Origin of the sequence: Shewanella sp. WE21, from assembly GCF_002966515.1 — a bacterium.
Classification (GTDB): domain Bacteria; phylum Pseudomonadota; class Gammaproteobacteria; order Enterobacterales; family Shewanellaceae; genus Shewanella; species Shewanella oncorhynchi.
In genome coordinates, this window is record NZ_CP023019.1 from 3,312,472 (window position 1) to 3,337,783 (window position 25,312).

Consider the following 25,312-nt stretch of genomic DNA (forward strand, 5'->3'; position numbering starts at 1 on the left):
GATAATTACAGTGAAATAAATGGAATGCTGTATTGTTCAAGGAGATGACTATGTGGGCGTTTTTAGTTGAACAGCCTAATTTACCTTACACCATAGCTTTTGCCTGCGTACTGGCCCTTGGTGTGTTTGAAGCCTTCGCATTATTCATAGGTTTAAGCATGTTAAGTGCGTTAGACCAATGGGTGCCTGCTGATGTGGAATATGATGCTGATGTGGGCGCGGGTGGACTCACGGGCATTGCTGGTTGGCTGTGTCTAAATAGACTCCCATTACTTATTTGGTTTGTGCTTGCGCTGACCAGTTTTGCGATTGCGGGTTATATCGTCAATTTTATCAGTGTTAGTCTTGCCGGTTTTTTACTGCCGCAACTGTTCACTTTACCCATTGCTATTGTCGCTAGTGCATTTTCTTGCCGTTATTTTGGCCGAGTACTTGCTGATCATTTGCCTAAAAATGAATCGAGTGCGATCTCGCTAGATGATCTTAGCGGCTATGTCGGCACTATCACCTTAGGTTGCGCAATTAAAGGCATGCCCTCTGAAGCTGTCGTTCGCGATAAACATCAACAAAAACATTACGTTTTAGTCGAGCCCGAAACTTCGGATATCGAGTTTGCCTCAGGCACTCAAGTCGTGCTGCTTAAGCGAGAAGGCCGAGTCTGGTCTGCTACGCGTTTTGATAATTAATCTTCCCAAGCCATAAATCAATTGAAAGGAAATCAAATGGATGTGTTAACAAACGTAGGTTCATCCGGTAGTTTTATTTTGCTCGTTGCGGGTATGGTGCTACTCGGCCTCATTGTGATCGGGTTAATTTTCGCCAAGTTATATAAACGTGCAACCAAAGAAATGGCCTTTGTGCGTACCGGCTTTGGTGGTGAGAAAATCATTAAAGATGGCGGCGCTATTGTGTTGCCTGTATTACATGAAACCATCTCGGTAAACATGAACACTCTGCGTATCGAAGTGGAGAAAACCCAGAAAGATGCGCTGATCACTAAGGACAGAATGCGTGTCGATGTGAAGGCCGATTTCTACTTGCGTGTTGCCCCACATTCCGATGGTATTTCAATGGCAGCGCAAACCTTAGGCACGCGTACAAACCGCGTTGAAGAGCTTAAAAAGCTGATGGAGTCTAAGTTTGTTGACGTGCTGCGTGCCGTGGCCGCCGAAATGACCATGACAGAAATGCATGAGCAGCGTGCCGATTTTGTGCAACGGGTGCAAAATAACGTCGCCAACGATCTGGAGAAAAACGGTCTCGAACTCGAATCGGTTTCATTAACGGGTTTCGATCAAACTGATTTGCAGTTTTTTAATGAAAACAACGCATTTGACGCCGAAGGTCGTGCGCGTCTGGCGAAGATTATCGAAGAGAAGCGCAAGGAAACCAACGATATTCAGCAGGAAAACCGCATTAAGATCGAGCAGCGTAACCTCGAAGCTGAAAAGGAATCCCTAGAGATTGAAAAGTCGGAAGAAGAAGCGCGCCTGATCCAGCAACAGTCGTTAGAATTTAAACGCGCCGATCAAAAAGCGGAGATTATTAAGCAGAAAGAAAACAAGGCTCGTGAAGAACGCGAAGCCGAGATTGCCAAAGAGCGCGCCATTGAAACCGCTGAAATCGAAAAGACCAAAGATATCGAAACCCGTGAGATTGAAAAGTATAAGTCGATTGAGCAATCGCGCATTCAACAGCAAAGGGATATCGAAGTTTCTGAGCAGGAAAAACGCATTGCGGTTGCGGCCAAATCTGAAGAAGAATCAGCAGCTCGTGCCCGTGCAGCTGAAGCCGAAAAACTGAAAGTTGAAAAAGAAGAAGCGGTAATCACAGCGCGCCAAGTGGCAGAAGCTAATCGTCGCAAAGAGATTGAAGTGATTGATGCCCGTAAGGAAGCTGAGCGTGATGCAGTCGGCGTAACAGTGCAGGCCGAAGCTGAGAAACGTGCCGCTGAAGACAGATCGAGTGCGATTCTGATTGAAGCGCGCGCCAGTGCCGATGCGAAAAAACTGCAGGCTGAAGCGGATGAAAAAGTCTATGCCGTTGAAGCTGCAGGTAAACAAGCACTTTATGAAGCAGAAAACGTCTTGAGTGATGAGCAAATTGCCCTGCAAAAATCCCTCGCCATTTTGAAGGCCTTGCCTGAAATTGTGGCCCAAGCCGTTAAGCCGTTAGAAAACATCGAAGGTATTAAGATTCTTCAAGGTTATGGTGCAGGTCATCAATTTGCTGTGGGTGGCGAAGGTGCTCACCATCAAGGTGGCATCGCAGAGCAAGTGACCAGTGCAGCGTTAAACTATCGCGCCAATGCGCCTGTTATCGATGCCATGCTCAGGGAGTTAGGGTTAGTGAATGGCGACTCTGGAACCTTGAATGATTTATTGAACGGCAATAACACCTTAACCGCCGAAGCCTTAAGTGGTGTTACCTTGTCGAACTCTAGACCTAAGGACTATAGCCAAACGCAGGTAGTAGAGAGCCAAAGTGTGCTCAAGTCTTAATCTAAACGACATTAAACTAAGTCAAATCAAGTAAAGCGCTCGCCGTTGCTCTTTTGAGCCTTGTGCGGGTAAGGTATTGATAAATAATACGAATGAAATAAAAGCGCTCACCATTATGGTGAGCGTTTTTTTTGCATTAAATCAAATCTAATGGCTTATTTGTGTACCTTGTCGATCCCCGATGAGCGACCTTCAGCATGACAGGTTGCGCATGATTCCTGTCCTGATTGGTAAATTCGACCACCGCTGGCATCGCTTTGGTAAACCCCGCCAAAGCTGCGTGCATGGACGACTAAACTATCGATAAGCGTGTGACAAGCCGTGCAGGTTGCTAAGGTTGGTGAGTACTCGGCAATTTGCCCTATGTTGGCTGCATCGGGTGTCGCAACTAACAGGGATTGCTGTGCACTTAGCCCCTCGAGACTGAGCTGTCCTGCGCTATGGCAAACACTACAGTTATTTTTTGCATTAGGGTAAGTGAGTTCGGGACGTGGATTATCAAAACCCACTACAGTGCGGGTTCCCGCGTGCAGTGAATGCACCATTTCCCTGTAGCTCAAAGTATTGTTGATGGTGCGATAGGGCTTGATTTGGCTGGCCCCAGGAGTATGCATCACATTGGCATTGAGATACATAATTGCATCATTACTGTGGCAACTTTGACATTGCCCATCGGTCAGTGCGGTTGCTGTTTGCGGTGCATGACAGGTGCCACAGCTGCTATTGGGTTCAAAAATTCCTTTCATTTGATGCGCTGACAGAACTCTATCTTCTAATCCTTGATCATGACATTGGCGACAGGCCTGTTCATCGACCTTAGCTTTTGCTGTAACAGCTTGATCTTGCAGGCTTAGCGAATTAATGGCACTGAGACTCACCTCTTGATTTGCAATATTACAGTTAACGGCAAAGCCGGTATTTTTATCGGCACAGAGCACCAGTTTACTGTAGAGTTTTGACTGACTCAGATCGCCAAAATCGGCAGCCGACAGGTTAGATATAGTGACGGTTAGCTGATTGGGTGCGGTAATTTTTAAGGCGACGTCGCTCGTGTTTACTAATAAATCCCACACTTTACGCTGGCCGTTATTGATTGGCATGTTCGCGCTATTTGTTTCACCTGTGGCAATCAACCAGAAGGATTTTATCATAGGTTGACTGGTGGGCAGTTGCTCCATTTGCTGCACTTGCAATGTCACCGCAAGGGTCTTAGTTTCAACGCTGAGCTGCGAACTCAGTAACTTAACTTGGTAATCGCTCACCAGCTTAGTGGCTGTTTTCACGGCGGCATTGTGGAAAATCCCGACACCTTCAGGATTAGTGCTATCAGGGTGGCAGCCGCTACAACCCAGTGCCCATGGGTTGGCAAAAATTTCCCTGTTGTGGAATAAACCCGCTACAGTGCCATTCCAATCTGCGGGAATTTGCGCTTTGTGACAGTCAAGACACGCGGTTTTACTGGGGATATTATTATTGCCACTTTGCGCCGTTGCGCCGGGAATATGGCATTGCTGACATTGGGTCATATCACCGGGAAAGGTCACATTGGCGTAGTCATATAGCTGTCCCTTGTAACCGACAATTTGATATTTGGCTTGGTGGATCTGGTGTGTCAATGTCGCCATATCAAGGCTATTACCCGTTTCAGGATCGCCAGAGTAAGTCGTGTGACAGACAACGCAGCCCTCAAAGGCAAAACGTTTATTGCCGTGCATCAAAAGGCGAGTGTCGGTATTGGCTAAGTCTGGGTTATGGCATCGAAAACAAGCTTGTTCCGGCTCGATCACTTTACGGCCCATATCCGCCGCGACAGTCTGTCCTGTGGCGGGTACAAAATCGTATACGCTGTTGATCAACTGAGTGTCGATAGGGCTGTTTGCGAACGGTTTTAACTCTAGGTAAATCCTGTGGGTGAGCTCAGGCGAGTAATGGGTGTCTATCCCCGTAAATTGGGAGTAACCCGTGAGTGGTTTACTCAAAGTGTAACGGTATTGACCCGCGCCTAATGAGGTTAGACAAGCCGTTTTACAGCTGCTTTCAATGCCTGCTTGCCACTGAGTCTGTGCATTCGCTTGGGCATTTGTGGCAGGTTCTACTTGATTATTGATGTAACTGGTCCATTGCAACGCAGCATCTGTCGCGCTTGCTACAGAGTTAGTGATTTCAGCGCCAGTTGTTGCCATAGCATTAGCCGCGGCATGGGTGATTTGATAGTGCTCCTGCGGCGGTGCTAATTTGGCAATACCGACACCTAAGGTATCTAGCTCCTTCAGGTTTTCTAGTCCAGTGACTGCAATACCATTGGCATTGCTGAGGAAGAAATCGACCTGCACATGAGTTTGTGCATCGATAACCACATTTTCTATTGTCGCTTTGAGTGTATCCGCTTGTTCAATGCTGATACTCACAATCCCTGGTGGACCTTCTTTCCCATCGTCACCATCGGAACAGGCTGTCATCAGACAGACTGCGACTGCCATTGGCGTAAAGATTTTCCATTGAGAACGGGTATTCGTTTTCATCATTTTCCATTCCTTTTTAATTAGATTCTGTCGGGACTCTAATCGGAATGTATGCGGTATAGATATTAACTTAGTTATGAGTTGAGTTGCACTTAATTAACCAAATTTAAAAGTTATTTGTTAATTATATTAAGGTAATTTGAAGTGATGCATTATTTAAATTTGCTAGATGTTTAATTGTTAATTCTTAAAAACGTTACTCTGATGCATGTCGTGTAACTTGATCTAATAATGCCCCAATATGGGTAATTGTGACGCAGGTTAAAAATCAAAGACATAATTACTTTAGCATAAATTGTCGGGAATCAAAGTGTATGCATATTTTAATTATATTGCTTTGACTAATAAAGGATCAAATATGATTACCAGAAGAGGAATGCTTAAAGGCGGTATGGGCGTTGCTGTCGGTACAGTTTATAGCGGAACATTAATCAGTTTTCTGACCGGTTGTGGCAGTGACAGTAATAGCCAAGAGATAGTAGAGGTCATGCCTGGTGGACTCATGGTGGTGAACCCTACGGTTTGTGTTAGCTGTAGACGCTGTGAAATTGCCTGTGGTTGGAACCATGAAGGGGATAGCAGTCCGACACTTGCCCGCGTCAAAGTAGAAAGAAATATGAACTATGGCCCACATGGTGTGCAATTTGACTATGAAATACAACGAGGAGAATGCGGCGATAAAACCGTTGTTCCTTCTACTTGTCGCCACTGCGAAGTTTGCACTGAAGTTTGTCCACAGCAAGCTATTTCAACGAATGAACAGACTGGCGCCAAAGTGATTGATGAAGAACGTTGTGTCGGATGTGGTTATTGTGCAGATAAGTGTCCTCAGCAAGTCATTAAAGTTGTTCGCAGTAAAATGAAAGCCGTCAAATGTGATTTATGTAACGGTAAACCTGCCTGCGCGCAAGTTTGTCCTACAGGTGCAATTAAATTTTATAACTGGGAAGAGGCTGAAGCTGCATTAGAACAATACGAAAAATATACCGGCTTAGTTTCTTAAATTCAGGAGAAATAATATGAGTGATAAAATAGGTGGTTGGGCGGGTAAAGTCCTCAGAGTTAATTTAACAACTAATCATATATGGTATGAGCCAATCAATAAATATTATGACTATATCGGTGGTATGGGGATTGGTTATAAAATATTGTGGGATGATCATAAGGATAATATTACAGCAATCGACCCAGATAATATTATTGTCTTTTCTGCCGGACCATTAACGGGTTCAGGCGTTATTTGTACTGGACGAACAACCATTACTTCCCGTAGTCCCGTAATTGAAAAACATCTGATTGCCGATGGTCACTTTGGTGGGCATTTTTCACCCGCAATGAAATTTGCAGGTTTCGATGCGATTGCGATAGAAGGCAAAGCGAGCAGTCCTGTGTGGCTTAAAATTGTGGATGATAAGGTCACGATTGAACCTGCTGACGCCCTATGGGGTAAAGGTATATTTGATACCCACGCCATGATCGCGCAAATGATGGGACCTAATGCACAAGTCGCTGCGATTGGCCAAGCGGGTGAAAACCAAGTGCCTCTTTCTGTCATTATGACTCAGGGCGGGCACTCAGCAGGTGGTCATGGCTCGGTAATGGGGTCCAAAAATTGTAAAGGGATCGGCATTATCGGCACTGGCGCCGTTAAAATCGCCGCCAATAATGAAAAGATGCGTGCCTTAGATGACCATATTTTAGGTATTATCGGTGCCAACAATAATGGTGTCGTTCCTTCAACGCCGCAATCTTGGGCTGAGTACTCAGCACCCATCAGCCGCTGGAAATCTCGGCCCGGTTTGAAGTGGGGCGCTGCCGATCAAGAAATCGATTTAGGCGAAGTGCCATGGAATGAACGCAATCGTATTGGGTTTCGAACTTCGATGGCAGAAAGCTACATAGGTGTGGAATACGCCAATAAGTGGATGAAGCGTACGGGAGGCTGTCATTCATGCCCAATACGTTGCTTCTGCGAGCTAAAAGTCCCTGAATTGAAAAGCAAATACGGTCGTAAAACCGAACATATATCTAACGTCTGTATGGGATTCCTCGTACCACAGTATTTAATGGGCACCAAAAATGGTACAGAAGCACATGCGATGGCGGGCGCTTTAGGGGCTCATATTCTCGATGACTATGGTATTTGGTGTAACTATGGCTCCATTTCACATCTATTTAAATTCCTAAAAACAAAGGATATGTTTAAGCATTTATTACCTGAAGATGAATTTAACAGTATTCCTTGGGCGCTCTGGGATAACCAAGATCCCGCTTTCTTACTTGATTTTTATCGCCGAGTGGCGTTTAAAGAAGGTGAAATTTCCCATATGGCCGACGGCTTATATGATTTGATCAAGCGTTGGGGGTTAGATGGAACCAATCCTAAGTTAGGTAATTGGGATATTCATAAAGAAAGTGCCACTAAGGTATTCAACAAAAAAACCAATGCTGCCGTGCACCATGCCAGTGAAACCGCGGGTCAGGTGGGTACGTTAATCAACGTCGTCTTTAACCGTGATGCTCAGTGCCATTCCCACATCAACATAGTTAACAGTGGTTTGCCACACGATATGACAGTGGCGATTGCCGAGAAAAAATGGGGTGAAGGTGCATTCGATAAGGTGAATTGGTATACCCCAATCAATGCGGCTAAGATCCGTTTTGCAAAATGGTCGCTGGTGAAAAACGTATTACATGATTCTCTGACACTGTGTAATTGGATGTTCCCACTGCTGGCATCACCGGATAAAAATCGTAACTATGAAGGCGATAGCACCATTGAATCGCAGATGTTCAGTTTAGTGACTGGGATTGAAACCACAGAAACGGAATTGGACTTTAAGGCGGAAAGAGTGCTGCATTTACACCGTGCCTTAACCGTATTGCAAATGAATGAAAGCAATATGCGCGAAGAGCATGATGTGCTCAGTGACTGGGTTTATGATTTGAATCCAGATAAAAACTTCGGTCAAGAGGGCACCATCAAGATGGACCGCGCTGACATGCAAACGGCGCTGGACATGTTCTATGAAGCCTTTGGTTGGGATATTCAAACCGGTGCGCCAACTCGGGCCACGCTCGACAAGTTTAGCCTAGGTTTTGTTGCCGATAGATTGGCGGCGCGAGGCCTGTTACCCAGTTGAACACTATAGTTGGACACTATGATTGAACTTGTCGGTTATATCAGGGTATTTAGCCAACACGGACGCTTAGTCACGGCGGAGCAAATCGCCGCCGTGGCAGGGCTCGAGTGGGATAGTGAGCAAACGGTTAACAGTTATATTCGCCTAATCCTCAATGAGGCATACAAGGATGTGCAGATGCGTTTGTCGGATAAGCGGTATTTCTTCTATTCCGACAGAAGCATAGTTGAACGTTACGCTGAGCAATGGTTAGCATTGGAGCGGGGTGAAGCGTTTGAGGCGATTATTGCCCAGATCCGTCGCAATAGCTGCCGCCATACTGAGATCTATCTGGAGAGTGTACTGACGTTTGCCCCCTATCTTTATGATGAGCCTACATTAGCCAATGTGCGTGAGCAATTACCACAACAGCTAGGGGCCGAGGATATCCATTATGCGGTGGACAAGGGGAAAGGTTATTACTACTCGACTCTGGGATTGAGTCACAGCTATGCGGCCGTCCTCGCTAATTATGATCCTTGTGAATGGTCAAACTGAGATTCTGCGACCTTATTGATATTGATTAAGCGCCTTCGGGCGCTTTTTTATTGCAATATCTCATATAGCTAGCGTGAAATTAGCTTGCCAGCGTTTGAGTGTACTTTTTGATGATTTCGTCAATTTTACCATTGGCCTTCAGTGTCGCTATGGCTTGATTGATGGCAGGAAGCAAATCGGCATGTTCTTTTCGTAACCTAAACACCAAGTCACCATCAGAATGCACTGCCGCCAGTGCGACTGGGATCCGCAATTGAGTCGACCAATACAACGCCGGGTAATTACCAGCAATAACAGCGTTGACTCTGTGTTTATCTAAGGCTTTGATCAGCTCCTGCTCTGAGGTAAAGTCTGCACGGATAAAATCTTTATCGTCGTGATATAAATAACCGCGCACTGTACCTATTTCTTGGCCTTTTATCTGGCTGATATCTTTATATTTACTGACATTCTCTGGCAATGTGACCACATATTCAGTGATTTGCATTATGGGGGCCGATTTGACAAACAGCGGCCCTAAATCCTGCTTTTCAAACCAACTCGGGCTGACGATATCAAAGTCGAGTTGACCGGTTTCTAGTGCATTATTGGTGCGCTTTGGCGGCAGGGCGAGGATTTCACCTTTGATTTCAGCCATAGATAAAATCATCGGAATAAGCTCAGTGATCATCCCCGGCGCATCGGCTTGATCACCGATAAAATACGGATACCAAGAATAGGAGCCAGTGATATTGTATTTGAGCTGTTCCGCAAAGGCGTGCTGTTGAGTCAAGCAAAGGGTGAACAAGGCAAATCGAACTAAGTGTTTATACTGCAAACATCGCTTAACCATATTGCTTTTATCCTTGTTATCTCTGCTTTAGCTAAGACCTATCCGATGGTCATTCTATCTAAACTGTGTGAATGAATTGTTTATTGGATCACAATCAGTCACATCCGCCATATTTAAGCTATTTTCTGCTTTTCGCTATTACACCTTAAGCCAATAGCTGACACAAAGCGGGCTGCTGATTATTAGGGAAAATTTGATAGGTTTTATGGTGCTTAATCAAACTGGTTTTCTTGTTGCCTTGGCTGAGCAATAACCCATGGGACAGGGCGATACGCGTTAGTGTCTGTTCATCGGCGCGGACATATAAGTTGATTGGCTTGATCAGCTGATTGTCTTTAATATGTTGATTAAATTCTTTGGCATCAATCACTAAGCTAGATTGACCATCACCATCGAGTTTCAGCTTGGCACTGATTTCAGTGTCAGTAAAGACCAACCATTCGGCTTGCTTTAAGGTTGCTATCATAGCATTTAATGCCGTACCTAAAGCTTGCTCTGATGTCTCAACTGTTTGATATTGATGCACAATCCTTTGTAGCAAACGCTTGAGTTCGGCGCCCGCACCTTGGCTGCGAGCCAAACGTATCCAAGCCGTGAGATCCTCGGCTACCAGTTTAGAAAAGCGTTTTTCCTTTAAGGACTCGACCATCCAATTACACAAAAAATGACTTTCCTGCGCAGAAGTGCGCTGGGCTTTCTTGGTCTGTGCTGAAGCGGTTAAATCGGCAAGACCCGCAAGGGCGAGTTCGAGCACAGCTTGGTTATAGGTTTGAGAATTCATTATGACTCCGCCGCGGGCTGAAGTGATGTTATCTATTTGAACTTGGACGATATTGATTGCGGCGGAGCTAGTTTAGCAAAGCGGTCGATAAACCGATATTTATTCTTGCGATCCCACCAAACTCGCGGCGGTTAAAATCAGCTTTGGCGCGGGCCTTACTTTGTAGTTTGGGTTGATATATTGAAAATGAATCAATCCCTTGTCGTCGCTGATATAAATGGCGGGTACAGGTAAGACTAAACGTTTGGCACCTTCAGGGGTGATCCATAAAGGATTCTCGAGCTTAAGGCGTGCGGTATAAGTTTCAGTCACCTTTTCGCTAGTGTAAAAAGCTAAACCAAAGGCTTGGGATGCCAGCATTTTTTCATCGGAAAGCAGCAGATATTTAAGTTCATTTTTTGCCGCCGAAGCCTTAAGTTGAGCTGGTGTATCGGGTGAAATCCCCACTAACTGAAAGCCCATTTTTAATAACTCAGGTTCAATGGCTTTTAGTTGTCCCATTTGATTGTTACAAAATGGGCACCAGCCACCGCGGTAAAAGAAAAAGATGGTCGGTTTTTTCTGGGTTAATTCTGCTAAATCGACCGTTTTGTCATTGATATCTTGTAAGTTTACCTTAGGGATTTGCTGACCATTAAGTAGCGGACTGATGGAAAATTCATCCTTAGCAATGGGTTGCGCAATAGCCGTTAGACTTGTTAGTAGTAAGATGGTTGTGAAGTAAAACCTGTGTAACATCGAAGCGGTTTGCATATAAAGTCCTTAATTTGGTTTTGTTTTCTTCGTTTTTTAAGTCGTTGTTGTTAATATTTCCCTCATTTTAGACAAAGAGATATTGCGTAAATCTGTATTTGTTATGCCTTACTCGCTTATAGAGTGGTTTGAGTTTGCACTAAACGGGTATGAGCATTAAAAGAGCGGCAATTGCCGAACATTCTTACAAACGAATGCAGATGATTGCACCAATGTGATATCGATTGGGTTGGTTGGTGAGGTATTTATAACGGTAACCATTTGGATTTTATCGCGATTACAGCGTAGTGTTAGAGTGGTTAAAACGAGTGAGCGACAAGCTGATGGGGCAAGCCTTAATTGATGCAGTGGTAAAACACGATATCATTACCGTAAAACAGTTGATCAAACAGGGTGTTGATGTCGAATATATCGACTCACAAAATATGACGGCTTTATTGCATTGCTGCCAACTGCAATTACTCGATATTCTCATGTTACTGGTTGAAGCTGGAGCCTATGTCCATCATGCCAATAACTTAGGTCACCTTCCTGTTGAACTGGCCCATTGGCATGGCGAGTTTCATATAGGGAGTTATACCGCCACGAGTCAAAAAATGGTGAAGTATTTGGAGCGCTATGGTGGCGTTCAACGTGGTCATCGATAAATTGTATTGCACTTCAATATTCAATCACGGGAGCTGTAAATGGATAAGGGATTATTTAAAATATTAAAGAAAATCTATTTTAAAAAGTCTTATATCAAAGACGAAAATGGATATATGCAAAGAATAGATAATGGAGACCAGTTTGATTACGAGTCTGGGACTACACACTATTCTAATGACGGTTTATCTAATGCAGAAATACTAACAATTGAACAGAGTGGTTATCCTGTTAATCAGATAATCAAATATAGTCATGATGAATGTATTAACGCTTATAAAACGTTGCTTGAGCATCCTCACTTATCGATTGAGAATTTGATTTCGGCATATATATGTGGCTTTTCAAGTTTTCCAAGAGGAAGACAACCCATATTAAGTTATTTGTTCGCTCAAGCGGTTCCCGAACATAAAATGGTCAGCGAAGGGGATGTTTGTCCCGTTTGCTCTATAAGAAGAAATGTTTGGATAGAAAAAGGACATAAAATATTCAGTTGCTATGCCGGGAGTGTATGGAACGAAAGGTGGTGTGGTAATCTTGTTGAATTAGAGGAGTTTACTGCCATTCCCCCTTGTACTCCTACACCAGAGGATATCAGTATATTGACATCGTTAATCGATATGATCCGTCAAGCTCCTCAAGATGAAACACCCGGAAAATTAGAACAGCGCATCAAGAAAGCTAAAATTATTCCTAACTATGAGAAATATAGTTTTCGAGGACAATTAATGGTATTGGCTGAATTGGGAATTATGCCAAATCCGTATGTAAAACCTTTATATGATGGATTCACCCATTTTACCGATATCTGTAGTGTGAAATACCCTGGAAGTACTCGATCGGATATTATGCTTCCTCTCGCGGGGTGGCGAGGCGAAAATAGTATAAATGAAACAAGGCTTCAAGCGTTATTGGGTAACATAATACGGTGAGATAAAGGTTACCAAGGTTATTATTGAGTGAGTATAAAAAGCGTCCGGTTATGGACGCTTTAAAATCGCTGTTTTATCAATATTGACAAACACTGATAATATCAATCAACGGATAATTACTTAAGTTTTTTTGCCTTGCTCGGTGCTTGACCCACCTTCATTTTTACGCGGCGGCCCTGCATGTTTTTCTCAGCAGCAACTTGAGCGCCGACGTTGTCGGTTCTTTGTTGCTTTTTGGCAAAACTGCGGCGGGTTTGCAATTGCTTTAATAGCAATTCGCGGCTGCCAACTTCATAACCTGGCACAGTGACGCGGCGAATCTGTTGGCCAATCAATTTTTCGATATCGGCTAACGTGCGCTCTTCTTCGCGGCTCACAAATGAAATGGCTACGCCTGTTTTTCCTGCACGGCCTGTACGACCGATACGGTGTACATAATCTTCTGCGAGGAAAGGTAAGTCATAGTTGACTACGTATTCAAGGCTTGGGATGTCTAGACCACGGGCGGCAACTTCGGTGGCAACCAGTACGCGCACATCACCCGCCACAAACTCACGCAGGGCGCGGCGACGACTGCCTTGGCCTTTTTCACCGTGGACCACTTCAGATGGGATACCATCTAAGTTTAATTCTTTGACTAGCGTATCGGCGGCTTCACGGGTCGCAGTAAATACCAATACCTGTTGCCAGTTTTTCTTGCCGATAAGCTCAGAAAGCAGTTCGCGTTTACGGCGTTGTTCAACCGGATAAACCACTTGGCTAACGGTGTCGGCTGTAGTGTTTTGTTTATCAACGCTGATCACTTGCGGTTTAACCATCATGTCGTTGGCGAGTTTTTTCACCGCACTTGAGAAAGTGGCCGAGAATAACAAGTTTTGACGTTTCTTATTTACCGCTTGAAGGATTTTTTGGATATCGGCGCTAAAGCCCATGTCGAGCATGCGATCGGCTTCGTCTAGCACTAAAAAGTCGACGTTCGACAGGCTTAAGTTACAGGCGGTAAGGTGCTCAAGTAAGCGACCTGGGGTGGCAACAATCACATCGGCGCCGCGTTTCAGCTTTTGCGCTTGAGTCTCAATCTTTACGCCGCCGTAAATGGTTAAGACACTGAAGTTTAAGTATTTGCAGTAAGCCGTGACGTTGTCAGCCACTTGAGCTGCAAGCTCACGGGTTGGCGTAAGGATTAATACGCGGGCATTCGACTTTAGCGTTTCGCTTGGCTTTTCAACCATCTTTTGCAGGATTGGCAGCGCGAAAGCGGCGGTTTTACCCGTACCGGTTTGGGCACTGGCTAAGACATCTTGGCCGCGGCGGATAGCAGGTATCGCTTGCTGCTGAATAGGCGTCATTTGTTGATAACCGCAATCTGAGATAGCGCGCAAAATCTCGGGGGAAAAACTAAAAGATTCAAATCTCATTTTGGATTCCTATCGTTCACTTATTCAAACATTCAAGCGCCACTAGCCTCTTTATCACTCGTCTAAAGGAGAGAGGTGTACCGGCTGGCTCATTCTTCCACACAGATTTTATAAGAAAAATGGCGGGCGCGGAGTATAGCAAAAATTTCGGTTAAAACCTGTACTTTTTAGTGTTTTGGCATTTTATCTGCATCATTTCATCAGGAGGGGATAAAAGGCTTGGCACTGGTTCAGGTGGGTAAGGTCTTATTGATCTATACAAGGGTTGAGTAAAATATGGACTCAACAATAAGGATTAAAGCTCGCTATATTAGAGAATACCGCAACCTAGGCTGCGGCATTTTGGATCTTGTACTTATGTTTAACCGAAGGTGCGCCTCAGGCCAAGGGCTTTTTCGGCATTGTGTTTAAGAAGATGGGCTGCATCACCAATCAGATGGGTTGCAGCTAAGTTCTCGGAGCTGGCATGGGTGATGGAGTGAATATTACTGGCGATCTCATTGACCACTTGACGCTGTTGATCGGCTGCCACTGCATTTTGTTGGGCAAAGGTGTGGATGTCACTCACTTCTTGGTAAATGGTGTTTACATTGTCGGCGGACAGCTGAATATCACTGGCACAACGCTCCGCATGTTGACGGCTTTGTTCCATTTCTTTGGCCCATGCGTTGAGCATAGTGAACATCTTATCGACACTCTTAGAAATACTGTTGGTCGATAGCTGGGTTCTGCTCGATAGGGCGCGTACTTCATCGGCGACCACGGCAAACCCACGGCCTTGTTCACCCGCACGGGCAGCTTCAATCGCGGCATTGAGGGCGAGGAGATTAGTTTGCTCGGCAATAGAGTCAATTTCGCCCATCGCATTAGCGACTTGCTCGGCTTCTTTATTTAATTGATGGGCATTGTTGGTGGCATCGGCAACAGACTTTGCCAGTTGCTCCATTTTTTGAGTGTTGGCCTTCATGTTGGCACTGCTTTTAAGGCAGAGATCATAGGCGGTATTGATGCTGGTGGACGTGAGATGTGTATTCTGCGCCACTTCTGTGATGGTTGAACTCATTTCTTCCATCGCGCCAGAGAGCTGTTCTAGCTGACTTTTCTCTTGATCTAGGCTGACATAGGTTTGCTCGGTCGCGACCACTAATTGATCGGCAATGGCATGTAATTGATTGGCTTGATCTTGGGTGCGCCCAAGTACGCCATTCATTTTAGCCTGCAGCATGATGAGCTGGAAATCGAGGATAGAAGAGGTATCGGCACCCGAGTAAATATAACGACTGATAGAGTCATATTTGGTTTGCATTTCAATCAGTTTAGCGGGAATACGAAAGGCCTCATCGTAGAAAATGGCGAGGTTTAAACTCATCAAAATCGCCCCTGCGATAATCACGCCCCAGCCCCAAAAGTAGCCAGCGATCAGTAAACCTGTGGAGGCTACAACCGCAGATACGATACGTTTTTGCATTAAACTTAAGGGTTTAGGAATGGATTTGTCTAATTTGAGTCTTTGGTAAATCTCATTAGCTTTCGTGACGTAGGCGGCTTGAGGCTGAATGCGCACCGATTGGTAACCGATAATAGTGCCGTTTTCAAACAAGGGCGAAACAAAGGCATCGACCCAATAGAAGCCACCATTTTTACAGCGGTTCTTGACTATGCCGCGCCAAGATTGGCCTGACTTAAGTTTTCCCCACATTTCTTTAAAGGCGGCACTCGGCATATCCGGATGGCGCACCATATTGTGGGCACTGCCAATTAATTCTTGATCGCTATAGCCTGAGACTTCGGCAAAACGGGCATTAACGTAAGTGATGATACCGCGAGTATCAGTGGTGGAAATGAGTTCATCTTGTGGTGTTAAGCGGATTTCTTGATCTGATCTCTGTGTATTAACTATTTTATTCGCTGAGGCGTTACTCTGGCTCATTTAGTGTGTCCATTCAGGGCCGATGTGGTTCATTAGGGTTCAGGGCGCGGTGTTAGGCGCGAATTTTCTTGTGCTGACTCTCATCGGAGTAAGCTTGTTATGTGATAAGAGTATCATTTTTGTGTGGGTATAGGAGAGCGGTTTCTCATGGCTGACTAGTGAAAATCAATCGTTCGTCGTATTTATAAGCTATTGCAATATATAAAGTTTTTAAGTAGTGAGAATATGGTGTTAAACGAGCGTTTATCCTGTTAAATCGTTAATTCTAGTATTTTGTATAGGGTTATTCTTTTATGTCTTGAGTGGGTATTTGTCATTCATCTTAAATATAAATTATGTTCGATGATATTGGGCTAATGTCGTTGATTCGGCTTGATATCGCAGTATTCATGGAGCGCTTTATTGGCCTTAGTCTATTCTTTAATGGGCAACAAAAGATGGCTTATTTTTCCTTGCTTCAGTGGTGTATCTTGATTTTGCTCTTCTAGTTCATTAGCTCACAGCGGGAATGCTACATAAGAGGAACTTCCCATGGCGATATCACTTAGGCGTGGTGTAACTAAATTAGCCACAGCGTCCTTGGGAACAGCGGCAGCACTGCCACATTGGCGACGTTTGATCTTTGAACGTTTATTTGGCTTTCTAGCGATTCTCTGCGTGCCTGTATATATCACTAGTGTGTATTTATGCGTCATCGCCGATCTCTGGTTTATGGTGGTATTTGATACGCTGGCTTATCTGTTTTTACTGCTTTTACTGTATTTTCCTAAGCTTGCTGATAGTACGCGTTTTGGCTGTGGCTGCTTGCTGGGTTTTGCTATCGGCATCGGTTTTTTAATTGCGATTGGCCCTTCGGGAGCTGGTTTTTTCTGGTTATTTATTTTCCCGCCGTTAGTCGGTATTTTTTTAGGCAATCGAGCCAGCTTATATGCCCAGTGTTTGAATGGGCTAAGTTTGGTATTGATTGGTTTTGCCTATCATTTTAATTGGCTCAATTGGCCTGAAACCCAAGGTTATAGTGTCGGTATTTGGGCCGTTGTCGTGGTCAATTTTATCGTGACCAATGCCATGTTGACGTTAACCATCACTTATTTATTAGGTAAGTTGGCTGACGCACTCGATTCAACCTTAGCATCACGCCAAGCTACCGTATTAGGCTTAGCTAAACTCGCCGAATACAGAGATAACGAAACGGGCGCGCATTTGCTACGTATGCGGCAGTATTCGAAAATGCTCGCGTCGCAGCGACTACTGGCCGCCAATCCTCCTGCAGAATTGAACGAAGATTATATTCAAGACATTAGTTTGTCGGCCATTTTGCACGATATAGGTAAGGTCGGTATTGCCGATGCGATTTTGCTTAAACCGGGTAAACTAACGCCGCAGGAGTTTGAACAAATTAAAGCTCATCCTGTGATCGGGGGACAAGTGCTACGCAGTTTGTTGGAATATGCGCCCCAATGTACTTTTATTCAGATGGGCCGCGATATTGCCTCGGGTCACCATGAAAAGTGGGATGGTAGTGGTTATCCCCTTGGTTTGAAAGGTGAAGATATTCCGCTTTCGGCAAGGATAGTGGCCCTAGTTGATGTTTATGACGCGCTGACTTCTCCCCGATGTTATAAGCGGCCCTTTAGCCATCAAGAGGCTATCGACTTAATTATTGAAGGCAAAGGTCAGCATTTCGACCCTGAATTAGTCGATTGTTTTATTGAAATTCATCAGGACTTTGAAGTGTTGTCTAAAGCATCGCTGGATGATGCTTATCAGCCGATGGCACAACCTACTATGGTTTAGCGACTCATGTTTTTAAATCGTGTTTTTAAATCATGGTTTTGAAATCATGGTTTTGAAATCATGATTTTGAAATAAGGAGTGGGTTTTAAAACACACTGATAGCGCTAAAAAAAACGCCCAATGCTAATTGCCTTGGGCGTTCTATTTTATAGCGCGTAAGTGACTAAAATAACGACTTAAATCGCTATTTATCAGCGGAGTGCTAAATTGCTTTAGTCACTTGAGTTAACCAAGCCAATTCATCCCCTGACATCAACGGAGAAAGTGTATTGAATACTTGCTGATGATAAGCATTAAACCAGTCTATTTCCGCTTGCGTTAACAGGCTCTTATCAATAAGGCGCGCATCCATAGGGATCATAGTCAACGCATCGAATTCATACATTTCACGCTCAGCCCCTTTAAGTGCTTCACAGTGTTGCACTACGACGAGGTTTTCTAAGCGAATACCGAAATCGTCGGCGCGGTAGTAACCCGGCTCGTTGGAAAGCACCATGCCGGGCATCAATGCGATACCGTTGACATTTTTACCTATGCGCTGCGGACCCTCGTGCACACTTAAAAAATGACCCACACCATGGCCTGTACCGTGATCGTAATCAAAACCATGTTGCCATAAATATTGGCGGGCGAAAGCGTCGAGCTGCTGACCTGAGGTGCCTTTTGGGAAGCGTGCTTGGTCGAGGGCAATATGACCTTTTAGCACCAGCGTAACCATTTTTTTATGCTCATCGGTCACTTCACCTATCGCAATGGTACGGGTCACATCTGTCGTGCCATCAATATACTGAGCGCCAGAATCCACTAAGTAGATGCTGTCCATTGTCATCATGGCTGGTGTGCCATTGTTGTGATTGTAATGGCACATAGCGGCATTAGGACCGGCAGCTGAAATCGTGTCGAAACTTGGCTCGCGGTAACGCTCATCTTCTAGGCGAAAGCTTTCCAATTTATCCGCAAGGGTGCCTTCATCGTGCATGCGATTGGCCGCCACTTCGGCATCGAGCCATGCAAGGAATCGACTCACTGCGACGCCATCGCGGATATGACAGGCACGCATGCCAGCCAGTTCTGCGGCGTTTTTCTGCGCCTTAGGTAAAGCGACAGGATCGATTCCAGCTATCAATTTTGCTCCTGCCTCACGGGCAATGTTTTGTGCCCAAGCGTTTGCAGAATTCGGATCGGCCAGTAGTTTTACATCCTGCATGCTGGCGAGTGTATCGGCAAGAGATGTCTCGCCCTTAAAGCTTACGCCAGCGCCAACATGCTCCTCAATGCCCTCTGGGAGTTTGCTTAAATCGGTGAAAAGCTGCATATCACCATTGGCGTGGAGCAGGGCACTGCCGAGTACAACGGGTAGTCGCGGTACATCATTGCCGCGAATGTTGAGTAGCCAGCAGAAAGAATCTAAGGCGGCGATTAAGGCAACATCACCACCGGCTTTTTTTACTAATGCACCAATTTCGTTACGTTTTTGCAGGCTGGTTTTACCAGCACTCTCGTTGCTAAACAAAGTGATAGGCGCGTTCGACTGTGCTGGGCGATTCTGCCAATGCAAATCGATGGGGTTTTGTTCAACTGCAACTAATTCGATTTGAGATTTATTTAAGGTTGCTTTGGCATTTTCATACCAAGCTAAGGTGTGTAAGCGCGCATCGAAACCAACGCGTGACCCCGCTGGTAGCGTGTCACATAACCACTCAATTTGTGGTGTATCGGTTAGGCTTTCATAACTGAAAAGTGTGGCATCGACTTGCAAACGAACTTGAACCGTATAGCGGCCATCGGTAAATATTGCGGCTTTATCTTTCAATACGATAGCCATACCTGCCGAACCGGTAAAGTTGGTTGCCCAGTACAAACGTTCGTTATGTGCCGGCACATATTCGCCCAGATATTCGTCGGCACGGGGAATAATAAAAGCATCGAGATTAGCAGATGTTAATTCGTTACGAATAGCACCGAGACGGTTAGCGATTGATTGTGACATAAGGGCTCCAATTAAGACTGGCATGCTATGCGAGTCGGTAGGCGAAGATCGCCTAAGGATGAATGGTTTATACCCAAACAACCTGAAGATGCAGGATTCAGCGGTAATTTAACGCACTTTAGGCAAGGCCCTTTATTGCTCCTGCATAAATGGCATTCACGCCATCCATGGCGATTGCGGTTATTTGCGGACCTAGTGGACTAAGTTCAAAATAACCAACACAGCATAAAGTGCGTTAAAACCCGCCGGGACGGAGCGCCTAGGGTGCTTCACTTCCGTGTTGCATCAATTTAAAAGGTGGCCGACATTCTGTCATTGATGCGCCTTGAATTGAAGCACCCTAGGCGCTCTGAAACTCGTATCTTCAGGTCGCTTGGGTATATGTTGATTTGAGTTTTAACCGGCTCGGATTATCGCAAGTCTAGCGCGCTAGATGCAAGGGTAGCGAATAAAGGATTTTGTATACAATCGTGAATTTGTGCAGGTAAGACGCTTGAGGTTATGGGATTTGTTGTTAATTTATTTATGTGATTTTGAGCATGAAAAGTGAATTAAATAAAAGGTTGGTCATGTTTTAATTAGGACTTGTTCCTTAAAAATTAGCAACTTAAGTTTTATTCAATCGCTAACATTTGGACCCTATGCTAACATTTGCCATCTCCACTCGGGGTGAGAGTGGAGCACATGTATCAGTGGAGTAAGCGATGCAAATACTAACAATAGATGTGGGCGGTACCAAAGCCCTGTTCGAACTTCAGCTCGCGGGACATACAGAACAATATAAAATCCCCACAGGTGAAGGTTTTAAAATTGAAGAGTTAAATAATCAAATTGCGGCGTTTGAACGTGATTATGATTTACAGCATTACCAACTAGCGATTGCCGTACCTGGACTGGTACAAAATAATCGTTTGGTTTCTTGTAAATCTTTACCTGGACTCAATGGATTGAGCTTCGATACAGTCAAAACCCAGGGTGAGCTTAAGTTTATCTGCAACGATATCGATGCGGGTATGCAAGCGACTTGTGATGCCAAATATGCCTGTGAGTTATTGGTCATGTGCGGCACTGGGATCGGTATGTCTATTGCCTTTAATGGACAAGTCTTTACGGGAGCTACGGGCGTGGCGGGGGAGTTGGGGCCTTGTCGCGTGATGACAGAATCTGGCGAGTTTAGCTTAGAGCAACTGGCCAGTGGCGATTCAGTGCGCAGCCGCAAAATCTCCACTCAGGATGATTTATATCGCGCGGGCAGTTATCTCGGCATGGGATTAGCGTGGGCGGTTAATTTATTTAATCCCAATCGAATTTGGCTTGCTGGCGGTATGATGAATAGCGCTCCTTACTACAAAGGCTGTCTCGAAAGCTTAAAGCAAATGGCATTGAGCGCGCCCTTAGCTGAGATGAAAATCAATCGTGTCGATGATATGGAAACCTTGGTTTGCCGCGGTTTATCAGTGATGCTCGCAAGGGACTATCCTCGTGCATAAGGATCATAAATGCCCCGCGCATAAGGAGCATCATGTTGTTCGACAATGGTTTGCGCCATGAATGTTTAGTGATTGAGTTTTAGCTGTATAAGCGACGTAAATTGTGAAATATAAAGCAGGACTTATGATGCCTTTGGCATATCGAGTCCTGTTTTTTTATTCTTAAAGTATTCAGATGATCCTCATTACCCAAAGTAAATATTAGCGATAGTTTAATTTGCATAATTCCTTTCTTATCAGATGACTAGGGTCTGTTGATCTTTCGAGAGTGATTTTTAGACAGCATGGCAAGACGTTATAATTTGCTTCGCCAAAAGTAACCATAACCTCAAGCCATGCCAAGACTTATGCTAACCGATGCACGCTGGGAAAAGCTATTTCATTTAATGAAAAGCACAGGCCGTGTTTATGACAAACCTGAACATAGACAAACATTCGAAGGTATTCTTTACCGCCTTAGAACAGGTATCCCTTGGCGAGATTTACCTAAAGAGTTCGGTCATTGGAGCACGGTCTTTAGACGGTTTCATTTATGGTCTAAGAAAGGCGTTCTAGCACATTTATTCAAGGCCTTAGCCAACCTTGCTGATATAGAATGGGTCTTTATTGATGGCTCGATAGTGCGGGCTCACCAGCACAGTGCAGGTGCAGCGACGCTAAGTAATGAGAGTATTGGTAAAAGTCGAGGCGGTAATTCAACCAAAATTCACTTAGCCGTCGACAGCGGAGGATTACCGATTTATTTCGAATTATCAGAAGGCCAAAAACACGATATTACACACGCCCCCAGCTTAATTGAGCACCTGAAGCAGGTTGATACCGTCATTGCAGATAAAGGTTATGACAGCGATGCTTTTCGTGAACTTATCGCAAATAAAGGCGGGAAATCTGTTATTCCAAGGCGCCGCTATAAGAATACACCTCAAGAAAGAGTCGATTGGTGCTTATATCGGTATCGACATTTAGTGGAGAATGCTTTTGGAAGAATTAAGCACTATCGAGCAATATCAACAAGATATGACAAGCTAGCAAGAAATTACGCCAGTATGGTGTCACTGGCGTTTATGTTAATGTGGCTGCCGATGTATTGCTGAACAATTTGTACAGCAAAGATCAACAGACCCTAGTTCTATTTACGATTTTAGCCAATAACACAGTTGATAATATTTTGTTGCAATTTTATTGCGCTTACGCTTATGCTGATATTTGCAATGACAACGTTGTCATTGTGTGTAAAAGGCAAACCAGTTGAAAAACTGGGACGCAAAGCCTCCGGTCTAAGGGTTCGTCTGTACCTATGATAGCGGGGATACCACAGGTTTTTCTTCGTGCAGTTGTCAGTCGTTTTGCATGGTTTTAAGAGAGTGCTGTTTCCTGTCTACGCTTTGTTTGCCTTATTGATTCATATAAAAATTCAATAGGGATATCTCATGTTCAAGACTCAAATTTCAACATCAGCCTTGCTAGTGGCATCAGCGCTGGCATCTACCATCAGTGCCAGCGTTTTTGCAGCGGCGCCCGGTAAACCGACTTTAGGTTGGGGCGAAACTAAGTTCGCTATTATTGAAGTGAATCAAGCGGCTACCGCTTACAATCAATTAGTTACGGTGAAAGATGCCGCCGATGTCTCCGTCAGTTGGAACCTTTGGAGTGGCGATGTGGGCAATAGAGCCCAAGTGTTACTCAACGGCAATGTAGTTTGGGAAGGCCCATCTGGCGCGTCGGGAACCGCTAACTTTAAGGTGAACAAGGGCGGCCGTTATCAGATGCAAGTACAACTGTGTAACAGCGATGGCTGTACGGCGAGTGATGCTAAACAAATCCTCGTGGCTGATACCGACGGCAGCCATTTAGTGCCACTCAATGCTCCCCTAAAAGAAAACAACCGTCCCTATGCTAATAAATCAGGCAAAGTGGTGGGCGGTTACTTTGTCGAATGGGGCGTATACGGTCGTAAATTCCCGGTCGATAAGATACCTGCGCAAAACTTAACCCATATTTTATATGGCTTTACCCCAATTTGTGGTGGTGATGGCATCAATGATAGCTTGAAAGAAATCGAAGGCAGTTTCGAAGCGTTGCAACGTGCCTGTAGTGGTCGTGGTGATTTTAAAGTTGCGATTCACGATCCTTGGGCAGCGATTCAAATACCGCAGGCGGGAGTGAGTGAGCATTCAGATCCTTACAAAGGTAACTTCGGTCAATTGATGGCACTTAAGCAAGCACATCCAGATTTGAAGATTTTACCTTCGGTCGGTGGTTGGACCCTCTCGGATCCCTTCTTTTTCTTCGGTGATAAAACCAAGCGCGATATCTTTGTCGCTTCGGTGAAAGAGTTTCTACAGACCTGGAAATTCTTCGATGGCGTGGATATCGACTGGGAATTTCCAGGGGGGAATGGCGCTAACCCAAATTTAGGTAATGCCAATGACGGTGAAACCTATGTGACTCTGATGCGTGAACTGCGGGCTATGCTTGATGAACTAAGCGCCGAAACGGGTCGTACCTATGAGCTGACCTCTGCTATTAGTGCTGGTGACGATAAAATTCAAAAAGTCGATTATCAGGCTGCTCAGCAGTACATGGATTACATCTTCTTGATGAGTTACGACTTTAATGGTGGTTGGACTAATACTGAACTCGGCCATCAAACCAATCTGTATGAAGCGAGTTGGGATCCTAATACTCGTTACACCACAGCTAATGGCGTTAATGCGCTGTTAGGCCAAGGCGTGACCCCTGGGAAAATTGTGGTCGGTGCCGCTATGTATGGCCGCGGCTGGACAGGTGTTAATGGCTACAGTGGTAATAATCCTTTTACGGGGACGGCAACGGGCAAAGTGAAAGGTACTTGGGAAGCTGGTGTGGTGGATTATCGTCAGATAGCGAACGATTACATGGGAAGTGGTTGGACTTACAGCTATGACGAAACGGCCGAGGCGCCATCTTTGTTCAAGGCATCTACTGGCGATTTAATCACTTTCGATGATGCTCGTTCAGTTAAAGCCAAGGGGCAATATGTGCTTTCTAATCAACTTGGTGGGCTTTTTGCGTGGGAACTTGATGCCGATAATGGTGACATTCTGAATGCCATGCACGAAGGTTTAGGCCATGGTGAAGGCACCACTCCGCCAGTGAATAAAGCGCCCATTGCCAATGCTGGCGTGGATGTGAATGTCACAGGTCCCGCCGATGTGACGCTCAATGGTAGCGGTTCGCGCGATCCTGAAAACGCTGCCTTAAGCTATCTCTGGACTCAAGTCTCTGGGCCAAGTGTTGCCATCGCGAATGCGGATATGGCGAATGCGACTATTCAACTGGGAGCAACCCAAACCGATGTCGCCTATGGTTTTAGCCTTAAAGTCACCGATCCTGAAGGGCTATTTGCCAGCGATACTGTGCTGGTGACGAACAAGGCTGATACGCCTAATCAAGCACCTGTAGTGACTCTGGCTCCGACTGCGACAGTTGAAGCGGGTAAAACCGTCAGTATAGTGGTGAATGCCTCCGATGCAGATGGTGATGCTTTAACCTACGCTTGGACTGTGCCCGCAGGCGTGTCGGCAACCGGGCAAAATAGTGCCACGTTAGTAGTTACTGGCCCCAATGTTACCGAAGCGACCCTCTATGGTTTGAGCGTGCTGGTTTCCGATGGTGCCTTAGATGCGAGCGCATCGACTAATCTGACCGTGACGCCAAAAGTGGTCGGCGGTGGATGCGATGCAACCGATCCCAATGCCGGTAACTATCCTGCTTGGCAAACCAGTGTGGTATACAACACGGGTAATACTGTGAGTCATAGTCAGTTGGTATGGAAAGCAAAGTATTGGACGCAGGGTAATACGCCATCTCGCACCGCAGACCAATGGCAGCTACTCAGCCAAGTTGATCTCGGTTGGGATGCGGGTGTGGTGTATAACGGCGGTCAAACTACTCGCTATAACGGTCGTGTTTGGAAGGCGAGTTACTGGACTAAAGGTGATGTACCGGGTGTTGCAGCAGTATGGGTTGATATTGGCGCGGCAACCTGCCAGTAATTAT

At 45.2% G+C, this 25,312-nt stretch carries 18 protein-coding genes and 1 riboswitch; of the genes, 11 read left to right on the forward strand and 7 right to left on the reverse strand.

All coding sequences use genetic code 11. The features are described 5' to 3' along the window. The first annotated feature begins 50 nt into the window (after positions 1 to 50). Both CKQ84_RS14560 and CKQ84_RS14565 read left to right on the forward strand, forming a co-directional pair. Positions 51 to 686: a YqiJ family protein gene (locus CKQ84_RS14560; protein ID WP_105251821.1), complete on the forward strand. Its 636-nt coding sequence runs from the start codon at positions 51 to 53 to the stop codon at positions 684 to 686. Between the two features lie 36 nt (positions 687 to 722). Next, entirely contained in the window at positions 723 to 2,501 is a 1,779-nt protein-coding gene (locus CKQ84_RS14565; RefSeq protein WP_105251822.1) for a flotillin family protein, read from the forward strand. Positions 2,502 to 2,656: 155 nt separating this feature from the next. Here CKQ84_RS14565 and CKQ84_RS14570 read toward each other — a convergent pair whose 3' ends face one another. Further along, complete coding sequence (locus tag CKQ84_RS14570) at positions 2,657 to 5,026, reverse strand: OmcA/MtrC family decaheme c-type cytochrome (protein ID WP_105251823.1); 2,370 nt, start codon at positions 5,024 to 5,026, stop codon at positions 2,657 to 2,659. A gap of 355 nt (positions 5,027 to 5,381) precedes the next feature. Here CKQ84_RS14570 and CKQ84_RS14575 point away from each other — a divergent pair, with 355 nt between their 5' ends. From CKQ84_RS14575 to CKQ84_RS14585, 3 genes are read left to right on the forward strand one after another with little or no spacing between them, the layout of a single operon-like run. Continuing rightward, entirely contained in the window at positions 5,382 to 6,026 is a 645-nt protein-coding gene (locus tag CKQ84_RS14575; protein WP_105251824.1) for a 4Fe-4S dicluster domain-containing protein, read from the forward strand. Between the two features lie 16 nt (positions 6,027 to 6,042). After that, a complete protein-coding gene (locus CKQ84_RS14580; protein ID WP_105251825.1) occupies positions 6,043 to 8,166 on the forward strand; it encodes an aldehyde ferredoxin oxidoreductase in 2,124 nt (707 codons plus the stop codon). 18 nt (positions 8,167 to 8,184) lie between these two features. Continuing rightward, positions 8,185 to 8,703, forward strand: coding sequence for a hypothetical protein (locus CKQ84_RS14585; RefSeq protein ID WP_105251826.1), 519 nt, complete (start codon positions 8,185 to 8,187; stop codon positions 8,701 to 8,703). A gap of 79 nt (positions 8,704 to 8,782) precedes the next feature. Here CKQ84_RS14585 and CKQ84_RS14590 read toward each other — a convergent pair whose 3' ends face one another. The 3 genes from CKQ84_RS14590 to CKQ84_RS14600 all read right to left on the reverse strand — a co-directional run bounded on the left by CKQ84_RS14590 (position 8,783) and on the right by CKQ84_RS14600 (position 11,069). After that, positions 8,783 to 9,535 (reverse strand): ABC transporter substrate-binding protein, encoded by a 753-nt coding sequence (locus tag CKQ84_RS14590; protein ID WP_105251827.1) that lies wholly within the window; start codon positions 9,533 to 9,535, stop codon positions 8,783 to 8,785. Between the two features lie 145 nt (positions 9,536 to 9,680). Next, positions 9,681 to 10,316 carry a DUF2913 family protein gene (locus tag CKQ84_RS14595; RefSeq protein WP_105251828.1) on the reverse strand — a complete coding sequence of 212 codons (636 nt, stop codon included), beginning with the start codon at positions 10,314 to 10,316 and terminating at the stop codon, positions 9,681 to 9,683. A 99-nt stretch (positions 10,317 to 10,415) separates the two neighbouring features. Continuing rightward, positions 10,416 to 11,069, reverse strand: coding sequence for a peroxiredoxin-like family protein (locus tag CKQ84_RS14600; protein WP_105251829.1), 654 nt, complete (start codon positions 11,067 to 11,069; stop codon positions 10,416 to 10,418). 308 nt (positions 11,070 to 11,377) lie between these two features. On the opposite strand from CKQ84_RS14600, the gene CKQ84_RS14605 reads away from it, so the two are divergent. Further along, positions 11,378 to 11,716, forward strand: coding sequence for an ankyrin repeat domain-containing protein (locus tag CKQ84_RS14605; protein ID WP_254053105.1), 339 nt, complete (start codon positions 11,378 to 11,380; stop codon positions 11,714 to 11,716). Positions 11,717 to 11,755: 39 nt separating this feature from the next. Next, positions 11,756 to 12,646 carry a hypothetical protein gene (locus CKQ84_RS14610; protein ID WP_105251830.1) on the forward strand — a complete coding sequence of 297 codons (891 nt, stop codon included), beginning with the start codon at positions 11,756 to 11,758 and terminating at the stop codon, positions 12,644 to 12,646. A 116-nt stretch (positions 12,647 to 12,762) separates the two neighbouring features. On the opposite strand, the gene CKQ84_RS14615 is transcribed toward CKQ84_RS14610, so the two are convergent. Together CKQ84_RS14615 and CKQ84_RS14620 are read right to left on the reverse strand one after the other, a co-directional pair. Further along, positions 12,763 to 14,064 (reverse strand): DEAD/DEAH box helicase, encoded by a 1,302-nt coding sequence (locus CKQ84_RS14615; RefSeq protein ID WP_028761337.1) that lies wholly within the window; start codon positions 14,062 to 14,064, stop codon positions 12,763 to 12,765. 361 nt (positions 14,065 to 14,425) lie between these two features. Continuing rightward, entirely contained in the window at positions 14,426 to 15,994 is a 1,569-nt protein-coding gene (locus CKQ84_RS14620; protein ID WP_105251831.1) for a methyl-accepting chemotaxis protein, read from the reverse strand. Positions 15,995 to 16,525: 531 nt separating this feature from the next. Here CKQ84_RS14620 and CKQ84_RS14625 point away from each other — a divergent pair. Then, on the forward strand, positions 16,526 to 17,791 hold the full coding sequence (locus tag CKQ84_RS14625; RefSeq protein ID WP_168822982.1) for an HD-GYP domain-containing protein: 1,266 nt from the start codon (positions 16,526 to 16,528) through the stop codon (positions 17,789 to 17,791). 202 nt (positions 17,792 to 17,993) lie between these two features. On the opposite strand, the gene CKQ84_RS14630 is transcribed toward CKQ84_RS14625, so the two are convergent. Then, on the reverse strand, positions 17,994 to 19,781 hold the full coding sequence (locus CKQ84_RS14630; protein WP_105251832.1) for an aminopeptidase P family protein: 1,788 nt from the start codon (positions 19,779 to 19,781) through the stop codon (positions 17,994 to 17,996). A 704-nt stretch (positions 19,782 to 20,485) separates the two neighbouring features. On the opposite strand from CKQ84_RS14630, the gene CKQ84_RS14640 reads away from it, so the two are divergent. The 3 genes from CKQ84_RS14640 (at position 20,486) to CKQ84_RS14650 (ending at position 25,308) form a co-directional block, all read left to right on the forward strand. Continuing rightward, positions 20,486 to 21,271 (forward strand): ROK family protein, encoded by a 786-nt coding sequence (locus CKQ84_RS14640; protein ID WP_028761333.1) that lies wholly within the window; start codon positions 20,486 to 20,488, stop codon positions 21,269 to 21,271. A gap of 335 nt (positions 21,272 to 21,606) precedes the next feature. Then, positions 21,607 to 22,365, forward strand: coding sequence for an IS5-like element ISSod6 family transposase (locus CKQ84_RS14645; RefSeq protein ID WP_011071076.1), 759 nt, complete (start codon positions 21,607 to 21,609; stop codon positions 22,363 to 22,365). A gap of 134 nt (positions 22,366 to 22,499) precedes the next feature. Further along, a riboswitch (cyclic di-GMP riboswitch) is annotated at positions 22,500 to 22,588 on the forward strand. A 113-nt stretch (positions 22,589 to 22,701) separates the two neighbouring features. Next, a complete protein-coding gene (locus CKQ84_RS14650; RefSeq protein ID WP_105251833.1) occupies positions 22,702 to 25,308 on the forward strand; it encodes a glycosyl hydrolase family 18 protein in 2,607 nt (868 codons plus the stop codon). Positions 25,309 to 25,312 lie beyond the last annotated feature (4 nt).